This is a genomic window from Neoakkermansia glycaniphila, assembly GCF_900097105.1.
GTDB classification, from domain to species: Bacteria; Verrucomicrobiota; Verrucomicrobiia; order Verrucomicrobiales; family Akkermansiaceae; genus Akkermansia; species Akkermansia glycaniphila.
On record NZ_LT629973.1, the window covers coordinates 2750063 to 2770790 of the forward strand.

The 20728-nt window shown below is 58.8% G+C and carries 16 protein-coding genes; 5 read left to right on the top strand and 11 right to left on the bottom strand.

Annotated elements, in window-relative coordinates:
• Positions 1 to 24 precede the first annotated feature (24 nt).
• From glsA to PYTT_RS11530, 7 genes are all read right to left on the bottom strand, one after another.
• Positions 25 to 954, bottom strand: coding sequence for a glutaminase A (glsA, locus tag PYTT_RS11500; RefSeq protein ID WP_067777669.1), 930 nt, complete (start codon positions 952 to 954; stop codon positions 25 to 27).
• Between the two features lie 13 nt (positions 955 to 967).
• A complete protein-coding gene (gene gadC, locus PYTT_RS11505) occupies positions 968 to 2506 on the bottom strand; it encodes a glutamine/gamma-aminobutyrate antiporter GadC (protein WP_067777668.1) in 1539 nt (512 codons plus the stop codon).
• Positions 2507 to 2518: 12 nt separating this feature from the next.
• Positions 2519 to 2731: a hypothetical protein gene (locus PYTT_RS11510; protein ID WP_067777667.1), complete on the bottom strand. Its 213-nt coding sequence runs from the start codon at positions 2729 to 2731 to the stop codon at positions 2519 to 2521.
• 125 nt (positions 2732 to 2856) lie between these two features.
• Positions 2857 to 3444: a tetratricopeptide repeat protein gene (locus PYTT_RS11515; protein ID WP_067777666.1), complete on the bottom strand. Its 588-nt coding sequence runs from the start codon at positions 3442 to 3444 to the stop codon at positions 2857 to 2859.
• A gap of 140 nt (positions 3445 to 3584) precedes the next feature.
• Positions 3585 to 5447 carry a DNA primase gene (dnaG, locus tag PYTT_RS11520; protein WP_067777665.1) on the bottom strand — a complete coding sequence of 621 codons (1863 nt, stop codon included), beginning with the start codon at positions 5445 to 5447 and terminating at the stop codon, positions 3585 to 3587.
• Positions 5448 to 5452: 5 nt separating this feature from the next.
• Positions 5453 to 6397 carry an FAD:protein FMN transferase gene (locus tag PYTT_RS11525; protein WP_067777664.1) on the bottom strand — a complete coding sequence of 315 codons (945 nt, stop codon included), beginning with the start codon at positions 6395 to 6397 and terminating at the stop codon, positions 5453 to 5455.
• A gap of 32 nt (positions 6398 to 6429) precedes the next feature.
• The gene (locus PYTT_RS11530) at positions 6430 to 7668 is read right to left on the bottom strand and encodes an LL-diaminopimelate aminotransferase (RefSeq protein ID WP_067777663.1); all 1239 of its coding nucleotides are present in this window, start codon (positions 7666 to 7668) and stop codon (positions 6430 to 6432) included.
• Between the two features lie 186 nt (positions 7669 to 7854).
• Between PYTT_RS11530 and PYTT_RS11535 the strand changes: the two genes are divergently transcribed.
• The 3 genes from PYTT_RS11535 (at position 7855) to PYTT_RS11545 (ending at position 11939) form a co-directional block, all read left to right on the top strand.
• Positions 7855 to 10029: a penicillin-binding transpeptidase domain-containing protein gene (locus PYTT_RS11535; RefSeq protein ID WP_172801827.1), complete on the top strand. Its 2175-nt coding sequence runs from the start codon at positions 7855 to 7857 to the stop codon at positions 10027 to 10029.
• Between the two features lie 89 nt (positions 10030 to 10118).
• On the top strand, positions 10119 to 11540 hold the full coding sequence (locus PYTT_RS11540) for a glycosyl hydrolase family 18 protein (protein ID WP_067777661.1): 1422 nt from the start codon (positions 10119 to 10121) through the stop codon (positions 11538 to 11540).
• Between the two features lie 117 nt (positions 11541 to 11657).
• Positions 11658 to 11939 carry a hypothetical protein gene (locus tag PYTT_RS11545; protein ID WP_141675905.1) on the top strand — a complete coding sequence of 94 codons (282 nt, stop codon included), beginning with the start codon at positions 11658 to 11660 and terminating at the stop codon, positions 11937 to 11939.
• A gap of 99 nt (positions 11940 to 12038) precedes the next feature.
• Here PYTT_RS11545 and cysN read toward each other — a convergent pair whose 3' ends face one another.
• The 3 genes from cysN to PYTT_RS11560 all read right to left on the bottom strand — a co-directional run bounded on the left by cysN (position 12039) and on the right by PYTT_RS11560 (position 15689).
• Complete coding sequence (gene cysN / locus PYTT_RS11550; RefSeq protein ID WP_281241784.1) at positions 12039 to 13883, bottom strand: sulfate adenylyltransferase subunit CysN; 1845 nt, start codon at positions 13881 to 13883, stop codon at positions 12039 to 12041.
• Positions 13884 to 13899: 16 nt separating this feature from the next.
• Positions 13900 to 14808: a sulfate adenylyltransferase subunit CysD gene (cysD, locus tag PYTT_RS11555; RefSeq protein WP_067777658.1), complete on the bottom strand. Its 909-nt coding sequence runs from the start codon at positions 14806 to 14808 to the stop codon at positions 13900 to 13902.
• Between the two features lie 146 nt (positions 14809 to 14954).
• Positions 14955 to 15689, bottom strand: a complete 735-nt coding sequence (locus PYTT_RS11560) for a phosphoadenylyl-sulfate reductase (RefSeq protein ID WP_245741035.1) — start codon at positions 15687 to 15689, stop codon at positions 14955 to 14957.
• 248 nt (positions 15690 to 15937) lie between these two features.
• Here PYTT_RS11560 and PYTT_RS11565 point away from each other — a divergent pair, with 248 nt between their 5' ends.
• The gene (locus PYTT_RS11565) at positions 15938 to 17452 is read left to right on the top strand and encodes a catalase (protein ID WP_067777657.1); all 1515 of its coding nucleotides are present in this window, start codon (positions 15938 to 15940) and stop codon (positions 17450 to 17452) included.
• Positions 17453 to 17583: 131 nt separating this feature from the next.
• Positions 17584 to 18504 (top strand): phosphoinositide-specific phospholipase C-related protein, encoded by a 921-nt coding sequence (locus PYTT_RS11570; RefSeq protein WP_176712525.1) that lies wholly within the window; start codon positions 17584 to 17586, stop codon positions 18502 to 18504.
• 32 nt (positions 18505 to 18536) lie between these two features.
• Here PYTT_RS11570 and PYTT_RS11575 read toward each other — a convergent pair whose 3' ends face one another.
• Positions 18537 to 20705 carry a TIM-barrel domain-containing protein gene (locus tag PYTT_RS11575; RefSeq protein WP_172801828.1) on the bottom strand — a complete coding sequence of 723 codons (2169 nt, stop codon included), beginning with the start codon at positions 20703 to 20705 and terminating at the stop codon, positions 18537 to 18539.
• Positions 20706 to 20728 lie beyond the last annotated feature (23 nt).

Sequence of the window (20728 nt, forward strand, 5' to 3'; positions counted from 1 at the left end):
CATGGTGGAGGCGTGGGGGCGGGTTCAGCTCTTGAGCGGATTGAGGCCGAGCGTTTCGATGATGTCGATGAGGGCGTTTTCCGCGCGTACGCTGTTGCCGTATTTGTCGAGGGGCGGCGAGAAGGCGGCAATGGCCATCCGGTTGGGCACGATGGTGACGATGCCGCCGCCTACGCCGCTTTTGGCCGGAAGGCCCGTGCGGTAGAGCCAGTCGCCCGTGGAATCGTAGAGGCCGGACATGGTGAGTTCGGCGAGGATTTCCGCGATGTTTTCACGCTGGACGGCCGGTTCGTGGGTCAGGGGGTTGACGCCGCCGTTGGCATAGGAGGCGCCCATGACGGCCAGGTCCTTGACGGTGATGTTGAGCGAGCACATGCGGGTGTAGAGGTCCACGATCATGTCGGGCTGGTTGTAGAAGTAGCCGGCGCTGTCGAGTAGCCATGCGATGCCTTTGTTGTGGCTGTTGGTGGCGGATTCGGAGGCGTAGACGTCGTCGTTGATTTTCAGAGGATGCCCGGCGAAGGCGGCGAAGCGTTTCATGATGTTGGCCCAGACGGCTTCTCCGTTTTCCCCGGCGACGAGGCTGACGGTGGCCATGGCTCCGGCATTGACGAGCGGGTTCAGAGGGCGGCCTCCGTGGGCGACGAGCGCCAGCACGGAGTTGAAGGGTTCTCCGGTGGGGTCGGCGCCGATTTTTTCACGGAGCGTCTTGGAGCCTATCTGGTCCATGACCAAGGCCAGGTTGAAGGCCTTGGATATGGATTCGATAGCGAAGGGCGTGTCCGCATCGCCGGTGCTGAAGACTTCGCCGTCTTTGGTGACGACGGCGATGCCGAAGAGAGTGCTTGGTACCTTGGCCAGTTCGGGGATGTAGGAGGCGTTGGCTCCGTCCGTGCATCCGGCGAATTTCGCGTGAGCCGTTTCGATGGCCGATTGGATGTCGTTTTTATTCATGGCTGTGCGAGTGTTAGTGTTGCTGTTCCGGTGCCGGGGCGGATGTTTCGGTATTCGTTTTCTTGAGTTCCCAGTTGAAGGGTTCGAATTCGTTGGCGGAGTCCGTATTCTTCCACGAGGGTTTCTTCATGGCGTAGATCAGGAAGGGTATGCCTGCGAAGATGACGGCTCCGAGAAGCAGAATGACGACGTACAGGGTCGGGCTGCCCACGGAGATCTGGTCCGGAGGGACGAAGCTGAACAGGAAGGCGATGACGGAGCCGAGGAGGCCGACGCCGGCCACGAGCCACATGCCGAAGTGTTTTCCTCCGGGGATGCGGAAGGTGCGGGGAACGTTCGGTTCCTTGTGGCGCAGGGCGATACCGGCAGCAAACATGAGCATGTACATGATGAGGTACAGGATGATGGTGAGCTGCGAGATGATCTGGTAGGCCGATTGGACGGAGGGCATGATGACGAACATGACGGACAGGATGGTGACGATGCCGCCCTGAATGAACAGGATGCCCGTCTGGACGCCTTTCTTGTTCGTTTTCTGCATGGCGCGGGGAAGGTACCCGGCATATCCTACCTGCAGGAGACCTTTGGAGGGGCCGCCTACCCATGCGACGACCTGTGCCAGTACGCCGCACGCAAGGCATACGGCCATCACAGGTCCGAGCCATGTGATGTGGAAGATCGTGAAGAATTTGTCAAAGGCGATCAGGAGGCTCTGGACGAGGTTGATCTGGGCTTCGGGGATGATGTAGCCGATCGCCAGAGTGCCGAGGACGAAGATGCCCACGGTGATGAGGGAGGCGATGAGGATGGCCATCGGATAGTTGCGTCCGGGGTTTTTCACGTCCTTGACGTGTACGGCGGACATTTCCATCCCTGCATAGAAGAGGAAGATGCTGGCCGCGAGCACGATGTTGTTGAAGTTCGTGAGGTCGGGGAAGAAGTTGCCGGGGGCCATGTTAATGTCCACCTTGTTGCCCGAACCCCAGTAGATGAGGCCGAATACGATGAGGAGGGCTCCCGGGATGACGGTGCCGATCATGGTACCCCATTTCGTGATGCCTGCCGATGTTCTCATGCCTTTGAAGTTCAGCAGTGTGGCGCTCCAATAGACGGCGAGGACGATGGCGAGGACATACCATTTGTTGGCGGATACGGCTTCATCCCATCGCTGGTCGGGGCCGATGAAGGCGAGCGAGACGGCGGCGAAGGTGAGGACGGTGGGGAACCAGATGGTGCTTTCGATCCATTGAAGCCAGATGGCCAGGAATCCGAGGCGGGTGCCGAAGGCTTCACCGACCCATCGGAAGACGCCGCCTTTCTGGGGCCAGCCCGTGGTGAGCTCGGCCGCCACGAGGGATACCGGGATCAGGAAGAAGATGGCCGCAAAGATGTAGTAGAAGGCGGAGCTGAGTCCGTAGGTGGCTTCAGCCGGCAGCCCGCGGAGGCTGACGATGGCCGATACATTGATCATCGCGAGCGTGAAGACTCCCATTCTTGCAAGGGATGCTCCTTTGCCGGACGATCCGACTGGTGCGGGTGTGTTTGTGCTCATGGCTGTGTCGGTTTATTGTTTTTTCTGTTCTTTCTTCCAGTTTGTTTCAGGTTCATGAAACGCTTCCGAAGAGGATTCATAGTAGAGGTCTGACATGATGTTGAGAGGGTGGCCTTCTCCGGCCTCGTTCAATTTTTCGGCTTCTTCCAGAGGGTGGTAGAAACCGTTCAGTCCTTCGTCTTCCGCGTTATCCTTCTTTTTTGGATGAGTTTCATGTGTGTCCATATGAGGCAAGACACACGGGAAGCACGACCTGTTAAAAAACAGATAGATTTACAGCATCCGGAAGCCGGAGGAATGCGGGCCGGGATGTGCCGGAAACGGCTGGAAAAAGAATGCCGGAAAAGAGGCTATTCGGAAATGTGAGCGAGAGCTTCCCGCCCGTAGGCTGTGCGCGGGTATTGTTCGGCGATCAGGCGGTAGGTTTTCTGCGCATCCGCCGTGTTGTCGAGGGAGAGTTCATAGATACGCGCCATGCGGTAGAGGAGGAGAGCCTTGTCTTCCTTGCCGGAGATGTGTGCGACGGCTTCCTCAAGGACTTTGACGGCATCCTGCGGCCGTTTGAAGCCGTCGCGCAGGAGGTTGGCGCGTTCGGTCCAGCCGGTGAGGTGGCGGGGATAGTCCGCCGTGTAGGCTTCCAGAGCTTTGAGCGCTTCATCTTTGCGGCCTTCGCGGATGTCCTGAAGGATGCGTTCCATGCTTTCGTCAAGGCTGCCTTGGTCGCCGTAGAGGAATTTCACGATCCGGTCGGCCAGATAGGGCATGACCCATATTTTGAAGAGGATGGCTTCGTAGATGCCGAAGACCACGCACATGAAGGGTTTGCTGGTGGTCAGAGCGACCTGCTCGGCGGATTCGAGATTGTCGGTAAGCAGAAAGATGGATAGTAAAATGGCCGGCGCGATCATCAGAAAGGCCCGGAAGAAGATGGTGAACATGGGAGGAAGTCGGTGGTGGAGGGTGAGATGGTTCAGGCATGCCGAAACGAAAAGCCGGTGCTTTTGATCCGTATGCCCAGTCTAGCATGAAGGGCGGACTGTTGGCAAGCGCATCCTTCCGGCAAGGCGGGCAGCGGGCGCTATTCGATGAGCATGCGGTTGATTTCGACGATCTGGCGGGAGAGTTCGAGTTTTTCGTCGGGAGGAACGGAGGGGTCCTGCAGGCGGGCCCGGATGGCATCGCGCTGCATTTCGAGGGTGACTCGCGCGATGGCGGCGCAGGCTTCCTGAATGTGGTGTTCGGGGCGGGAGAGTTCGATGTGCCGCACGGGGATGTCCCGCAGGGCGAGTGCGTGGCCGGCGGGCAGGGTGCCGAGGAAGGCGGCCCATGCTTCTTCGTCTCCGGGCGGGGGGCTGGCTTCCAGTATGCTCTGGAGGATGCTGCCGCCGGGCAGGGTGCGCATGGGTTCCATGAGTTCTTCGATGCGGTCGATGATGAGTTCCTGCGCCCGGTCGTTGCACAGGGCGAGTTCGCAGAGGGCCATGATGGAGCGATGGACGGCGAGAGGGCGGGCGATTTCGACGGGAGCCTGCCGATAGGCGGTTTCTTCGGGATCGACGGCGGGCGCGGGGCGGCGGCCCGTTTTCATGCGTTCGGCCTTTTTGGCTCCGGAGGAGACGGCGGTTCGCAGTTCTTCCAGCCCGATGTGCAGGCGGCTGGCCATGTCCGCCGTGGCGACGTCCCGCGCAATGGGGTCGGAAATGCAGAGGAGGAGGTCGATCATGCGGTGGGCCAGTGCGGCGCGGGCATTGGAATCGGTCGGGGTGTTTTCCTGTTCGTAGGCGAGGCGCACTTCAAGGAAGGGGCGTGCCTGCTCCACGAGCGTGCGAAGGGCATCTGCTCCGTCTCGGCGGATGAGAGAATCCGGGTCTTCGCCGGGGGGCAGAGCGGCCTGATAGACTTCCATGCCTGCTGCTGCGAGGATGCGGAAGTCTTTTTCACTGGCTTTGATGCCTGCGGCGTCGCCGTCGAGGCAGAGGATGATGCGCCGGGTGCCGCATTTGCGGAGGAGGTGGAAGTGTTCTTCGGTGAAGGCGGTGCCGAGCGGGGCGACGGTGTGGCGAAGCCCGGCTTTTTCATGGCAAGCGATGACGTCGATTTGCCCTTCGCAGAGGATGGCGGTGTCTGCGTTTTTGGGTATGTGCGTGCGGGCCTGATAGAGGCCGAAGAGGAGGTCGCTTTTGTGGAAGGCTGCGGTTTCGGCGGTGTTGACGTATTTGCGCGGGTCCTGGTCCGCCTGCATGATGCGGCCTGAGAATCCGACGGTTTCCCCGCGCATGTTGCGGATGGGGAACATGAGGCGGTCGCGGAAGATAGTGTAGGTGCGGCCGCTTTGCGAGGTGCCGAGGAGGTAGGCTTCCTTGAGGAGTGGCTCGGCGATGTTTTTCTGCGCCGCAAGGTGCTGGAGGCCGTCGCTGGAGACGGGAGCCCAGCCGAGCTGCCATGCCTTGGCGATGTCGATGCCGATTTCGCGCTGCTTCAGGTATTCGCGGACGTGGGCCGCCTGCGGCGATCGGCAGAGGAGGCGGTGGTAGTAGTCGGCCGCGAGGTTGTTGATTTCGATGATTTTGCTGCGGAGTTTCTGGCGGCGGCGTTCCTGCGGGTTGTCCTGTTCCTCGACGATGGGGATGCTGGAGATGTCCGCCAGCTTGCGTATGGCCTCGGGATAGTCGAGGTTTTCATACATCATGATGAATTTGATGGCGTCTCCGCCGACTCCGCAACCGAAGCATTTGAAGGATTGCCGCGAGGGGTTGACGGAGAAGGAGGGCGTTTTTTCCGCGTGGAATGGGCAGCAGCCTTTCCATGCGGTTCCGGCGCGTTTGAGCTGCACATACTTGTTGATGAGTTCGACGATGTCCGTCGCCTCCTTCACTTTGCGTATGCATTCTTCCGTGATTTTCCCCATGGTGGCCTGTTTCCCGTCGAGGGGAGTGTACAAGGTTTTTACTGTGTTTGGCAAGCTTCTTTCATCTCCCGTTGCGGCGGGGCGCATCGGGCCGCACGTACGGCGGCAGCCGTGGCACGGGCATCGGCCTCCGCTGCGGTAGGGGCGTGAACGGTAGCCGGAGGAAGATCAGCCCGGATGCCCAGCCCCGTGCGGGAGTCGATCACGTGGGCATAGCTTCGGCTCCCAATGACGATGTTTTGCCTGTTTCCTCCCGATGTGGATGCCGCTTCGTTCAGGAGGGGGATGATCTTTCCGCCGGAGTCCTTGTATTCCCATGCTGTTTTGCCGGGCGGAGGCTCTCCGGCAAGGAGGTCGCTTGTGTCCGTGAGGAGGTAGCGGGGGATGCCGGATTGGCGGAGTTCGGAGGCCATGGCGTCCAGCATCATGCCTTTGCCGATGCCGCCGAGGTCGATGCGCATGCCGGGAACGAGTTTGGTCGCGGTGGTTTCTGCTATCTTGAGTTTTTCATGGCCGGATGCGGCGAGTGCCTGCAGTCGTTCGGCCTCGGCGGGCAGTTCTCCCCGGCTGCGCGCGCGGTGCCACAGGCGGATGCACGGGCCGAGGGTGGGATCGTAGGCTCCGTCCGTTTCTTCCGCGAGGCGGCAGGCCAGTTGCAGGGATTGGGCGAGCGGCCGGGAGATGGGGAAGGGGCTGCCGGACGGGGCATTGTTGAGGCGGTTCAGTTCGCTTGCGGCATCCCGGCAGGAGAGTGTTTTTTCCAAAGCTGCTGCAGCCTCGAAGGCACGAGCAAGAGCTTTTTCGACTTCGGAGGCAGGCAGGTTCGTGTAGAGATGGGCCGTGAAGGCGGTTCCCGCCATGGGGCGGGTCATGGTCCATGCACGGAGTTCTGCGTGTTCCGCGAGGCCGGACGGAGGCGAGGAGCGCGATTCCGTTTTCTCGCCGCATGAACAGAGGAACCCCATGGCTCCAAGCAGGATCATGGGGTTCCGAAGAGGGTGCATGCTGCCGGATATCAGGCAAAGAGCTTGTGGATGCGCCGGCACACTTCGTTCACGTTGTCGCGCGTGTTGAAGGCGGAGATGCGGAAGAATCCTTCCCCCATGGAGCCGAAGCCCGCGCCGGGCGTGATGACGACGAGGGCTTCTTTCAGCATTTTGTCGAACATTTCCCAGCTGCTCGTGCCTTTGGGGCATTCGACCCAGATGTAGGGGGCGTTTTCACCGCCCCAGACGCGCAGGCCGACCTGGCGGCAGGCGGAGGCAAGCAGGGAGGCGTTGCCGAGGTAGTGGCTGATGAGGGTATGGGTTTCGAGCAGGCCCTGTTCGGTAAAGAGAGCCGCCGCACCGCGCTGGACAATGTAGCTTGCTCCGTTGAATTTGGTGCTGTGGCGGCGTGCCCAGAGCTGGGAGACGGGGACGCGGTTGCCCTGGCCGTCCTTGCCGGTGAGTTCCTGCGGGATGACGACGTAGCCGCAGCGCACACCCGTGAAGCCGCCCTGCTTCGAGAAGGAACGGAATTCGATGGCGCAGCGGCGCGCACCGGGGATGTCGAAGATGGAGCGGGGAATCAGCGGATCGGTGATGAAGGCCTCGTAGGCTCCGTCGTAGAGGATGATGGCATCGTTCGCCAGTGCGTATTCGACCCATTTGATCAGATCGTTGCGGCGCGCGACGGCTCCGGTGGGGTTGTTCGGGAAGCAGAGGTAGATGAGGTCCACCTTTTCCTTGGGAATGTCCGGCACGAAGTTGTTTTCCGGAGTGCAGGGCAGGTAGACGAGCCCTTCGTAGGTGCCGTCTTCCTGAATGTTTCCGGTGTTTCCGTTCATGACGTTGGTGTCGACGTAGACGGGGTAGACGGGGTCGGGTACGGCGATGCTGTTGTCTGGCCCGAAGATGTCGAGGATGTTGCCCATGTCGCACTTGGCGCCGTCGGAGATGAAGATTTCATCGGCGGAGACTCGGATGCCGTGCGCGGCGTACGCGTTTTGGGCGATGGTTTCGCGGAGCCATGCGTAACCCTGTTCGGGGCCGTATCCGTGGAAGTTTTCATGCGTGGCAAGGTCGTCGACGGCCTTGTGCATGGCTTCGATTGCAGCCGAAGGCAGGGGTTCCGTCACGTCGCCGATGCCGCAGCGGATGATTTGCCCGGCTTTGTCGGGATGTTCCGCGGCGAAGGCCTGAACGCGGCGTCCGATCTCCGGAAAAAGGTATCCGGCCTGGAGTTTGAGGAAATGTTCGTTGATGCGTGCCATATCATCGGAAGTATGTGCAATGTTTTGTGCCAGGGCAAGTATGGAATGAGGCAGTAATCTAAATGTTTGGAGACATAATTAGTGATTGTGGGCGAGCGTGTTCGATGGTATATTGCACGCGCAATGTCCCTGCTTCGTTTCCTCCTTTCCTGTAGTGTATCCCTTTCCATTGCCGGTCAGGGGTTTGTGCATGCTCAAAGTGTTGTCGCCGATCCTGTCGACGCCACGGAGCCGCCGATTGCCGAAGAGGTGGAAGAAGATGTGGTGCAGACGGTGAAGATGGCCGGCGACCGTACGGATACGGTGTCGGGTACGGGTGAACGCGAAGGCGTGGACGAAGCTCCGGAGTTCGAGGCTGTGCCGGATACTCCGACACCGGGCAATGTGGGAACTCTGCCCACCTACAAGCCGCTGCCGACAAAACCCGCCATCGGTACGGATCCGTTTGACCCTTCCCGGGTGACGTATGCCAGCACCCGCAAGGATGCACGGACGATTTCCCTGCTGATTCCCGCTCCGCGCGGCCAGATTACCGACCGTTTCGGCAACCCTCTGGCGCAGTCGGAAGTCGCTTACCGCGCTTCCATCGTGTTCGGGCAGTTGAAGGATGAGAGCGATGCCCATATTTTGTCCGTGGCCCGCAACTGCCTGGCCGAAGTGGCCCGCCTCGGTATTGAGGTAGGTGAATTCAAGGATGAAGATCTGATTGCGCATTACCGGGATCGCCGGTGGCTGCCTCTTCCCATTTCCGATGTGCTCCGTGCCAAGGATGCCGACAAGTATCGCAAGCGCATACAAAAGATCGAGGCGGCGGAATTGTCTCCCCAATATATCCGCACTTACCCCGGCAAGAACAGCGCATGCCATCTGCTTGGCCATCCGGGCGTGAAAAGCAAGCTGGCGAAGGGGCCGATCAATTACAACGACCCCGTGTTCGAGTTCAGCGAGGGGCGTTCCGGCCTGGAGCAGAAATACGACGCGCAGTTGACTGGCAGGCCCGGCGTGCGCCGCCTGATGTTCGATGAAAACGGCAAGGAGCTGATCAACAATATCCAGTCTCCACCCAAGCCCGGCGGTACGGTGGTGACGACCCTGAATGCGAAGTGGCAGAAACTGGCGGAGAAGGCTTTGCAGGGTACGGCGAAACGCGGCGCGCTGGTCATTCTCGATTGCCGGACAGGTGAGGTTCTGGCCATGGCTTCGAATCCTACCTTCGATCCGAATTCCTTCGTGCCGGGCATTTCGCAGAAGGAATATGACAAGCTGCGCAACGATCCCAGCAGCCCGCTCGTCTCCCGCGCCTTTGCAGGCGTGTATCCTCCTGCTTCGACTTTCAAGGCGATTACCGTCGCTTCGGCCCTGTACAACGGGGCCATTACGGAGGATACGCTGATCGATTGTCCCGCTTCGATTACGATCGGCAATCACATTTTCCGCAACCACAGCAAGAATCCGGCCGGTTCCATCAATTGCGTGCAGGCGTTGGCATCGTCGAACAATGTGTTCATGTACAAGGCTGCCGTGTACAGGATGAAGAACGAAACGCGCCTGCTGATGGATACGGCCCGCCGTTTCGGCTACGGTTCGACGACGGGTATTCCGCTTCCCGACAAGGCGGGATGCGTGCCCGACGAGTTGTTCATGTCGCGGAGGATGAACCGGACGAAGGACAAGCCTTATCTGGAAGGCGATAGCGCCAATATGTCGATCGGGCAGGGAGTGCTGCTGGCGACTCCTTTGCAGGTGGCGCATGCCATGTGCGGCATTGCGAACGGCACCTATCTTCCCAAGCTTCATCTGGTCAAGCAGATTCTCGATATCAACGGCAATGTGGTGTATAACGCCAATATGCCGGAGATTCAGAATAATCTGACGGATTACAAGGATGCCTGCGCCGTTGTGCGCAAGGGGATGCGCGCCGTCGTGGACGGCGGCACCGGCAGCCGCGCCGCCTTGAGCTATACTTCCAATTCCGGTAAGACGGGCACCGCCCAGTGGGGCAAGGAGAGCGACGAGTGCCTCCTGGCATGGTTCGCCGGATTCCTGCCGAGCGATAATCCCCGCTATGCGTATGCAGCCCTGTATGAGGGCAGTCCTCATGAAGTGATCGCGGGGGGGCGCGTGGCGGCATCCATCGTGAAGAAGTTTTTCGAAAGCGTGAAGGATGATGTGAAAGCCACTCTGGTGGAGGATGCGAATGCCCAGAAAATCAATGTGCCGGAACTTCCCGCAGCGGATCGCCCGGCGATTGCTCCCTCTGCCGGCGATGATGCCGCTGCTCCTTCCGGCGGCGGGCAGGCTCCCTCCGGCTGGGATGACGGGCGCAACAACCGCACGACTGTCGGCGAGATTCCCCGGTGATGCTTTGCATCCGCCGTCTGCGGCATGTAGTCTGCGCCGACGCGGGGCCATCTTGACCTGCAACGGAAATTGTGTTACCGTTGCAGGCGATGTCACGCATTCTAGAAACGCTCATTTTGAGCCTTTGTGCCGGTACGGCCGCTCAGGCCGTGGAAGCCGTATGCTCCCAGACACAGCCCGTATTTTACGCCGGACTGGAAAAACAACCCCTGCTTCGCGTGCGCATAGCGGACGGGCAGGCCGGGAAGCTGGACAAGCTGACGTTCGATTTCGAAGGAACGAGCGATCTGAAATCCATCGGCAATGTAACGCTGTACTGTTCCGGCGGCACACCCTACTTCTCGCTGAATGCTCCCGACCACTACCGGGCGAAACCCGTCGATATGAAGATGGTCAAAAAGGGTGGCCGGGAAATTTCGTTCGCTGGCAACCAGAATCTTCCGGCTTCCGGTGATGCCTATTATTGGCTGGTGGTGGATATGAAGAAATCCGCCCCCGGCAATGCGAAGGTGGATGCGGAATGCACGAATGTGACGGTGAACGGCCAGCAGGCGAAGATCGAGAATCCTTCTCCTGCGGGTGCTGCCAAGGTGTTCCCGTTCAAATACCGCGTCGTGCCGTATTTCCGCAGTTCGAATCTGGTGGACTGGTTCCCGGATCTGCTGCAGCCCGACCATTTCAAACTGATTACCGATATCATCTATTTCAATGTGAGCGTCGATCAGGAGGGCAATATCGTAGGCGGCGAGGATCCGAAATTCCTGCAGGGTTTGGAAAAGCTCAAGAAGCTGCGCGGCAAACGTCCGGTATCCATCATTCTCGGCATCGCCCATTCGTCGCCCGGTTTGAAAGCGACGAGCGCATCTCTTGACAAGAGGATGAAGCTGGCGAAGACGCTGGGCGAGTACGTCAAGAAGCACGGCTTCGACGGTGTCGATTTCGACTGGGAATATCCGGACAACGATGAGGACTGGCAGAATTTCGCGTGGCTGCTCTGCGAGGTGAAGCCCGTGCTGTTCGAGCAGGGATGCTCCGTGACGGCGGCTTTCACACCCTATTACAAGATGGCTTCTCCCAGTGTGCTGGATCAGCTGGACTGGGGCAATACGATGAGCTATGACAAAGGCGGCGAACACTCCACCATGCAGGCCATGCTGGACGATATCAATACCTGCCGCAAGGCGGGTATGCCGGACTGCAAGATCGTGGCCGGAGTGCCGTTTTATTCGAACGAGGTGGAGAACCGCAACTGGGACGAGCAGAAGGGCTACAGTTATATCGTGAGCTCGTTTCCGCGCATGAAGGCTTCGGAGAATACGTTCGTCGATCCCAAGTCGAAGAAGAAGCATTACTTCAACGGTCCGGACCTTATCAAGCAGAAGGGGCAGGAGATCATTCGGCAGAAAATCGGCGGTGTGATGATCTGGGGATACGACACGGACGTTCCCTTGTCCAATGCGCGCTCATTGTCTGCTGCTCTGGGCAATGTGATGAAAGCCGTTGCCAAGTGAATTCTGCCGAATCTTGAAAAAATGTTAGTTTGTTAGGTTGAAATGGCATGGTGATCGTGAGACAGTCGTTTCGTAGGGCATAATTCTGTGCGATTACGAACCCATACCCAGTTCACCATGACACAACGTAACATCACGAGGTACACATACGAGACAACGTCGTTTCAGGGCTGGAGATTGAGTATTTGCCGTAAATGGAATCAGTTTACGAAGTACTTCTCCGACCGCCAATACGGTAGCGAAGAGGCCGCCTTCGAAGCGGCGCTGCAGATGCGCGACAAGATTTTTGAAGCGCTGCAGAAGAATCCGAGCGAACCCCGTACCGTTTTCGAAAGCTTCAAGAACAGCGGACCGGAAAAGGCTCTCCAGAGCGAAGAAACGGTTGCGGCAAAGTCCTGAAAGCAGAGATTTCCATCCAATCCCGGACGTATGAGTCGATACGTCCGGGATTTTTTTGTCTGGATGGGTGGCGGGTTGCATGGTTCAGGCGGTGCCGGTTTAGTGGGTGGAGGTTTCCGGCGCGATGTTCGTTTCGGCGAGCAGGGCGACGAGGAGGTTGAACCGCTGCTCCGTTTGTTTGCCGGGATGCAGGGTGATGTGCGTGCCGGCCGGAGCGGTGCCGGGCTCTCCCAGCCACACGAGCAGCGGCTGCCGTGTGCCGTCGGCGGGCGGCCAGTAGGCAAAATCCTCGGCGGGGAAATGCGGGATGGCGGCAATGGCGATGATGCCCGCTCCGGCAAGCGTGTAGGCCAGTTCAGCCAGCCGTTGTACGCCATCGGGGGAGGGTACGGACGTTTCCGGCTGCGTTTCGGCGAGGTAGTATGTTTGCAGGCCTCGTGCGAAGAGTTCCTGCTCGAGCGTTTTGGCCCAATGGCGGGACTGTTCGGCATCCGTGCCGGAAAGCAGGATGGCCCTGCCTGCATAGCCCTGCCTCCGGATGCGCTGGGTGGCGGTGATGTACCCCTGTTCGAGGGAGATGGGAGTGAGTGCCGCCGGAGCCGATGCTGTGCCGGAGCCGTCGTTCTCTTCGATGGGACGCAGGATCATGGCGCCGCCTGCCGTGGTGTTGGTGACGGGGTCGATCAGGATGAAGACTCCTGTGGAGCGGTTGTCCCGGTAGTTGTCCAGATAGAGAGGAGCGACGGTTTCGAGCCGGATGCGGGCGACGCCGTTGAGGGGGATATTGTCCGCGGCCTGCTGTTCGAGCGTATTGACGTCGATCTGGTGGACGATGTCCGTGATGTGGGCCTTGACGTTGCGCCCGGCATGGCGCAGGAGGTAGTTGTTTCCTTCGCGCAGCGGGGTGTCCGTCATCCAGATGACGATGGCTTCCAGGTGCCGGGAGACGGTGGGCAGGTTGTCCGCTTTGACGATCATGTCTCCGCTGCTGATGTCGATTTCGTCTTCCAGTTCCAGCGTGACGGCCTGGGGAGCGAAGGCTTCGCCGAGGTCGCCGTCCGCTGTGACGATGCGCTTGATGCGCGAGGTGCGGAGGGAAGGAAGTACGGCGATTTCGTCTCCGGTTCGGATGGTGCCCGAGACGACCGATCCGGCAAAGCCTCGGAAATGCAGGTCGGGCCGGATGACGTACTGGACGGGGAAGCGGAAGTCGTCGAGGTTCCTGTCCGCTGTCGTATCCACTGTTTCAAGGATGTCGAGCAGGGAAGGGCCTTCGTACCACGGAATGGCCTCGGAGGGCTGGACGATGTTTTCGCCTTTCAGGGCGGAGAGGGGGATGTAGCGGATGTCCGGGATGTGGAGGCCCGTGGCGAATTCCTCGAAGGAGCGCCGGATGTTGTCGAAGACGTTCCGGTCGTAGTCGAACAGGTCCATCTTGTTGACGGCGACGATGAGGTGCCGGATGCCGAGCAGGGAGACGATGAAGGCGTGCCTCCGGGTCTGGGTGAGCAGGCCGTGCCGCGCATCGATGAGGATGATGGCGAGGTCGGCCGTGGAAGCTCCGGTGGCCATGTTGCGGGTGTACTGGACGTGTCCGGGGCAGTCCGCGATGATGAACTTGCGCTTTGGCGTGGTGAAGTAGCGGTAGGCTACGTCGATGGTGATGCCTTGTTCCCGCTCGGCCTTGAGGCCGTCGAGCAGGAGGGCGTAGTCGAATTCTCCCGCTCCGGTGGTGCCGCTTTTTTCGCTGTCGCGCCGGAGGGCGCTGAGCTGGTCGTCGAAGATCAGCTTGCTGTCGTAGAGAAGGCGGCCGATGAGGGTGGATTTGCCGTCGTCCACGGAACCGCAGGTCAGGATGCGGAGGAGGCTTTTGTTTTCATGTTCGTTGAGATAACTGTCGATGTCCATGTTCGTGAAATGATTCTGGGTATAGTGGTGGTCAATGTCCGGGCGGGCGGGATCAAAAGTAGCCTTCGCGCTTTTTCTGCTCCATGGAGGAGTCTCCGTCGTGGTCGATGATGCGCGTCGAGCGTTCGCTGAGGCGCGTCTGAAGCATCTCGGCCACGATTTCTTCCACGGTGGAGGCCGAGGATTCGATGGCTCCCGTCAGCGGATAGCAGCCCAGCGTGCGGAAGCGGACGAGGCGTTCCTGTGGTACTTCGCCGGGTTGCAGGGGCAGGCGGTCGTCGTCCACCATGATGAGGGTGCCGTCCCGCTCGACGACGGGGCGTTTGCGCGCGAAGTACAAGTCCGGGATTTCGATTTTTTCATGGCGGATGTATTGCCAGATGTCGATCTCCGTCCAGTTCGACAGGGGGAACACGCGGACGCTTTCGCCGGGATTGATGCGGCCGTTGTACAGCGACCAGAGTTCGGGACGCTGGTTTTTCGGGTCCCACTGGTGGTATTTGTCGCGGAAGGAGAAGATGCGCTCCTTGGCGCGGGATTTTTCTTCGTCGCGGCGGGCTCCGCCGAAGATGACGTCGTATTTTCCGGCCGTCAGAGCCTGCAGGAGAGCCTGCGTCTTCATGATGTCCGTATATTTGCGGCTGCCGTAGTCGAACGGGTTGACGTTGGCGGCGATGCCGTCCGGGTTGCTGTGGACGAGGAGGTCGAGGCCGTGCTTGCGGGCGAACTCGTCGCGGAATTGGATCATCTCTTTGAACTTGAAGGTCGAGTCGATGTGCAGCAGTTTGAAGGGCAGTCTGCCGGGGTGGAACGCCTTGCGGGCGAGATGGAGGAGAACCGAGGAGTCCTTGCCGATGGAATAGAGGAGGATGGGGTTCTCGAACTGGCTGACGGCATCCCGGAAGATGTGGATGCTTTCGGCTTCCAGTTGTTTCAGTTGGCTCAGGTTATATGGAGGCATGGTGGTGGATGTGGTGTGGAGTGGGATTGTTGCCGGAGGCGCCGTGTGGGCATGCCTCCGGCCGGGAGGGATGGTGTTCCGGCTGCCTGTCGGGCGAACCGGGGGGCTGGATGGCGGCGGAAGGAAGGGAATTCCGAAGGTCCGGTTCAGTGGCGGGGCCTGTTGTGCAGGCCGCATTCCTTGTGTTCGGGCTCTTCCCACCACCAGCGGCCCTGCCTTACGTCGTCGCAGAGGCGGACGGCGCGGGTGCAGCATGCGCAGCCGATGCTGGGGAAGCCGCGGTCGTGCAGGGCATTGTAGGGAACATCGTACGCCTTGATGTACTGGCGGAGATCGTCTTCCGACCAGTCGAACAGGGGATTGAACTTGTACAGGCCATGCGCGGAATCCCATTCGACGGCTTCGACGGATTGGCGCGTGACGGACTGGCTGCGCCGGAGTCCGCATATCCATGCCTTCTGGTCTTTCAATGCCCGGGAAAGAGGTTCCAGTTTGCGCACGCGGCAGCAGTCCTTGCGGTATTCGACGCTTTGCGTGAACGAGTTGATGCCGCGTTCATTGACGAGCTGCTCGACGCTGGAGCTGAGCGGGAAAAACGCCTGAATGCGGATGCCGTAGCGTTGTTCCGTCCGTTCCCAGAGTTCGTAGGTTTCGGGGAAGAGGCGTCCCGTATCCAGCGTCACGAGGGGTATTTGCAAACCCTGCCGGATGATGAGGTCGGTCAGAACCTGGTCTTCGAGTCCGAAGGAGGTGGCGCAAACAATTTCGCCCTTGAACTGGTCGGCCACTCGTTGAAGAATGTCACCGGCATTTTTGCCGGACAAGTCGCGGCTGATGGAAGAAAGCACACTGCCGGATATAGAACCGGGATCCGTGTGCACCGTTGGTTGATATGATGATTGTACGAATGCGCGCAAAGATTACCATGACAATGACGGAATGCAAGGAAAAATTGAAACTTTTTGTAATGAATCAAAATTATTGCATTTGGAATAATTATAATCAATGAGTTTCCGTTTTGTCATACTGGAATGTGCGGCAAGGTGCAAAATCCGTCGTGCAGTTGATAACTGTTATCGAATAGGCTTGTTGCCCGACTGTTTTCCTTCTATCATCCCATTATCAAGGTATGAAAAACAATATCAAACTGACAACGGCGGAAGGCGCTCCGGTGGATAACGATCTCGCGTCGATGACGACAGGGCCGCGCGAGGGCTACACGATGATGCAGGATGTGCATTTGCTGGAAAAGCTGGCGCATTTCAACCGCGAACGCATTCCCGAACGCGTGGTGCATGCCAAGGGCGGGGGTGCTTACGGCTATTTTGAGGTGACCAATGATTTGTCCAAATACACTTGCGCCCGCTTCCTTTCGGAAGTCGGCAAGAAGACGGAAGTTTTTGTCCGCTTCTCGACGGTCGGGGGCGAACGCGGTTCTTCCGATACGGCGCGTGACCCTCGCGGTTTTGCCGTCAAGTTCTATACGGAGGAAGGGAATTACGACCTCGTCGGCAACAATACGCCCATTTTCTTCATCCGCGATGCCCTCAAGTTCCCGGATTTCATCCACACGCAGAAGCGCAATCCCCAGACCCACCTGCATGATGCGAACGCGTTTTGGGATTTCCTTTCACTGACGCCGGAATCCCTCCATCAGGTGACCATTCTGTTCTCTGACCGCGGCACGCCCATGAATTACCGCCGCATGGGCGGCTTCGGCAGTCATACGTTCATGTGGTACAATGAGAACAAGGAATACGTCTGGGTGAAATACCATTTCCGGCCGGTCGGAGGTTGGAAGACCCTTTCCCGGCAGGAAGCGGCGGAGATGGATATGAAAGATCCGGATTCCAATATCCGCGACCTGTTCGAGGCTATCGACCGCGGCGATTATCCCGAATGGGAGGTTTGCGTGCAGATCATGACTCCCGAGCAGGCGCAGGAGTACCGTTTCGACCCCTTCGACATCACGAAGGTGTGGTACCATCAGGATTTTCCGCTGATCCCCCTTGGCCGGATGGTTCTGAACCGCAATCCCGACAATTACTTCGCGGAAGTGGAGCAGGCCGCCTTTTCGCCGGGCAATTTCGTGCCGGGCATTTTCGCCTCACCGGACAAGCTTCTGCAGGGCCGTCTGTTCGCCTACCATGATGCCCACCGCCACCGCATCGGGCCGAACAGCACGCAGGTACCCGTCAATATGCCGAAGCATGCCCCGGCCATGACCTTCCAGCGGGATGCAGCCATGGCTGTGGACGGCAACGGAGGTTCCGGACAGAACTATTATCCCAATTCCTACGGTACGGCTGTTTCTCCGCAGGTTGCGCCGCCTCCTATCGAGCTGATGCCCGCGATGATCGGCCGCCATACGCGCCCCATCGAGGCCGTGGATTTCGAGCAGCCTGGCGTGTTGTTCAGCCGCGTGATGGACGATACGCAGCGTGAACACCTGATCGGCAATATCGCCGCCCATCTCGGGAATGCCTGCGAAGCTCTGCAATACCGCCAGTGCGCCCTTTTCTACAAGGCACACCCGGATTACGGTTTGCGCGTGGCTGCTGCGCTGAACCTCGTTCCTGCCCGCGTGGAAGAGCTTGGCAAGATGCATCAGGAAGAACTGGTGGCTTCTACTCCGATCGCCTGACATCGCGGCAGTGCCGTTTTCCGAAGAGCCGCCCTGATGCAGGGCGGCTCTTTTGTGCCTGATGCATGCGGTTTCTCGTGGACGGGCGGGAATGGTTATGCTATGCTTGCTGATTGATGAATATGTTCGCCATGGCATGGGCGGTATGTGCCTGCGGGTTGCTTGTTGGTGGAGCATCCGGTTCTCCCTCCGCCAAGGTTGCCGCAAGCCCGGAGGAGGAGTCTGCTTGGTCTCCCGAGCGGTTGCCCGATAATGTCCGTTATGATGCCGTGCTGTGGCTCTGCGCCCACAATGCCATGAGCAACAGCGAGGATGGCTGGCATTTTCCGAATCAGCAGGGGAAGATGGAATCGCTGCTGGATGCCGGGGTGCATGCTCTGATGTGGGACGTTTGGATGCAGGAAGGCAAAGTCGTGTTGCGGCACGGGCCGGAATGGGCCGCGGTTTTGGGCAGCCGCCCGCTGCAGGATGCGCTGGGCGATTTGAAAACGTGGCTGGATGTCCGTCCACAAGCCGTCGTGACGCTGATTTTCGAATCGTATGTGGATGCGGAGCAACTGGCTGTGGAATTCGACCGTGCCGGACTGTCTTCCATGTGTTACGCACGGGAGGAGGGGAAACCTTGGCCCACCCTCGGCGAAATGCGGCGTAGCGGCAAGCGGCTGGTCGTGATGACGGACAGGCCCGGAATTTCTCCCGCATGGCTGATGCCTGTATGGAAGCAATGCGTGGAAACGCCGTGGCAGGCATCGGCCGCTGCCGAATTGAAGAATACATTCAACCGGGGGGATAAGAAGAACGATCTGCTGATCGTCAACCACTTCGTGACGCCGCTGACAGCTTCCCGCGGTGCGTCGGAGCAGGTCAATGCACTGAATGTTCTGAAAGCCCGTGAAGAAGCCGTGCGCCGCGAGATGGGGCGCAATCCCAATTTCTGGGTGCTGGATTTTGCCGAATTGGGCGACGGTTTGCGTTTTGCGGCGGAGGTGAATCAGTCACGACTGCACGGCAAGACTCCGGCCATGGAAATCAAAGCCGGGTTCCAGCCTTGAACCGGTCCGATGCAAGGCTGGAAATTTGCCGATTACTTCACGACGATATCTTGTCCCGGTATGGTTTCAGCCGTCTTCTCGCCTTGAGGTGTCAGCAGCCGCACGATCAGTTTCCTCGTCGCCGTCGGGCGGTTGCCTTCGACGATACGGGAAGAGATGCGCACTCCGTCCGGCGTGCTTTCCGCATGATAGCGGGTGAGATTGTAATCTCCGGTCGTATAGCCGTATCCGTCTCCGGCATCCTGATATAATTCGCCCTGCGCCTTGCCATGTTCATCCAGATTGACGATCAGGGTCGTTGTTTCCAGCATGGGTTCTACGGTGCTTTGGACCTCTGCTCCCAGAGGGATGATGGCTCCGGGGCGTACTTTAAGAGTCGCCTGCCTGTCGTTGGCATCCTTGCCGCCCTCCAGCAAGGTGACGGGCAGCCAGTTGCCTGCAGGCAAATCGGGATTTTTGGCGAATGTGGGAATAACCAGCAAGTCTTCCCCTACGAGGAAGGTCGTCTGTTCGTCTCGCAGTTTCCTGTCCGCCGGATCGGCAAAGAAGGTGGGTTTCATGATGGGCTGGCCGTTTTTCGAGGATTGCCGGAACAGCGTGTAGTAGTAAGGAATCAGGCGGTATTTGCGTTGAATGGCGGTACGAGCCACTTCTTCCACGCCGGGACCGAATGCCCAGGGTTCCTTCTGATTGGTCCCCTTGCAGGCGTGCGCCCGGGTAAAGGGGAAAAAGACGCCGAAACTTACCCACTGTTCGAATAGCTCGGGCGATGCATTGTTGCCGAATCCACCCAGATCGGGCCCGTTGAACGGTTGGCCGGACATTCCCATGTTCAGAGTCATGGGGATGGACATTTTCATGTGCTCTTCGGTACTGAAATTATCCCCCGTCCAGGTAGCTCCGTAGCGGTGGCCGCCCAGAAAATTGGCGCGAGACAGGAGGAACGGGCGTTTGTCGGGCTGTGCGGCCTGCATGCCGTCCAGTGTGGCCGACATCATCAGCATGCCGTAGATGTTATGATATTGCACATGCGGGCCCGGCTGCAACTGGGCATCGCCGCGGTGATAGTTGTTCACTGGCATCGTGTGGCCGGGAGAATTGAAGACGGCAGGCTCGTTCATGTCGTTCCAGATTCCGTCCACTCCGTTCTTTTGCATGAAGTCCTTGTACAGCCCAGCCCACCAGATACGCGTTTCTTCGCGTGTAAAGTCGGGGAACTTGCAGTCTCCCGGCCACACAGGACCGACAAAGTCCGTTTTCATGTCCGGCTTTTTGACCCACACATCGTTGGCGTTGCCCGATTGAAACACGAAATACCCGGGATCGGCCTTGACGCCGGGGTCGATCATCCATACGCCCTTGAAGTTCATCTCATGCAGAGCTTTACTGTATGCCATGGGGTCCGGGAAACGCTCTTTATCGATGGTAAAGACGCGGTAACCGTCCATGTAGTCGATATCCATCCAGATCACATCCGCCGGTATCTTTCTGCGGCGGAATTCCCTAGCAATGTTGAGCCCTTTTTCCGCTGTCTCGTAAGAAAAGCGGGATTGCTGGTATCCGAGAGACCACAGAGGCGGAAGAGCCATGGTGCCTATCCTCTCGCTCAACTGGGTCAGCACAGACTGAGGGGATTTGCCCTCAATGACGATGATGGGGAAGACAGGTCCTTCCGAATCAAAAATGATCTCCGTATCCGTCGCCTCCAGTGTGGAACGCCATGTCGTATCGGCAATGATACCGAAAGCCGTACCATCTTCCCGAACACCCATCATCCAAGGATGGGCCTGATACAGCCGTTTTCCTCCGTCAGTGCCGTATCCGAAATTATCCGTGTTCCAGATGCCGATCTTGGTTCTGTTCCGCTGCAAGTCTCCGAACACTTCTCCCTGTCCGTATAAATCCGTTCCTTGGGGGAATCGGACGAGAGCGCGGGATCGGCCCATGGAATTGTCGAAATGAACTCTTGTTTGCCAATCCTTGGGCAAAGCCTTGGAAATCGGCTGCGGCTTTTTTACCCAAAGGGGAGAGTAGTCCCAATCCTGCCATTTCAGCATAGGCGGCATGAAAACAGCCTGTGTCGCAGAAATAAGGAAAGACGGCCCCGGATCATTGACGATCAATTGATCCTGCAGAGTCGCTTCCTTTTCGGTCATTTTGCCTTGGACGGTCGGGGAACAGCTCCATACAACCGTTGCCATCAGGGCCCATAATTCCATCTTTC

What these genes read in the sequence shown, in the direction of transcription:
- PYTT_RS11545 (WP_141675905.1), top strand. Translation starts at nt 11,658, where the DNA reads ATGACACAACGTAACATCACGAGGTACACATACGAGACAACGTCGTTT.
- PYTT_RS11570 (WP_176712525.1), top strand. Translation starts at nt 17,584, where the DNA reads ATGGCATGGGCGGTATGTGCCTGCGGGTTGCTTGTTGGTGGAGCATCC.
- PYTT_RS11530 (WP_067777663.1), bottom strand. Translation starts at nt 7,668, where the DNA reads ATGGCACGCATCAACGAACATTTCCTCAAACTCCAGGCCGGATACCTT.
- PYTT_RS11510 (WP_067777667.1), bottom strand. Translation starts at nt 2,731, where the DNA reads ATGGACACACATGAAACTCATCCAAAAAAGAAGGATAACGCGGAAGAC.
- gadC (WP_067777668.1), bottom strand. Translation starts at nt 2,506, where the DNA reads ATGAGCACAAACACACCCGCACCAGTCGGATCGTCCGGCAAAGGAGCA.
- PYTT_RS11565 (WP_067777657.1), top strand. Translation starts at nt 15,938, where the DNA reads ATGAAAAACAATATCAAACTGACAACGGCGGAAGGCGCTCCGGTGGAT.
- PYTT_RS11540 (WP_067777661.1), top strand. Translation starts at nt 10,119, where the DNA reads ATGTCACGCATTCTAGAAACGCTCATTTTGAGCCTTTGTGCCGGTACG.
- PYTT_RS11525 (WP_067777664.1), bottom strand. Translation starts at nt 6,397, where the DNA reads ATGATCCTGCTTGGAGCCATGGGGTTCCTCTGTTCATGCGGCGAGAAA.
- glsA (WP_067777669.1), bottom strand. Translation starts at nt 954, where the DNA reads ATGAATAAAAACGACATCCAATCGGCCATCGAAACGGCTCACGCGAAA.
- cysD (WP_067777658.1), bottom strand. Translation starts at nt 14,808, where the DNA reads ATGCCTCCATATAACCTGAGCCAACTGAAACAACTGGAAGCCGAAAGC.
- PYTT_RS11515 (WP_067777666.1), bottom strand. Translation starts at nt 3,444, where the DNA reads ATGTTCACCATCTTCTTCCGGGCCTTTCTGATGATCGCGCCGGCCATT.
- PYTT_RS11575 (WP_172801828.1), bottom strand. Translation starts at nt 20,705, where the DNA reads ATGGCAACGGTTGTATGGAGCTGTTCCCCGACCGTCCAAGGCAAAATG.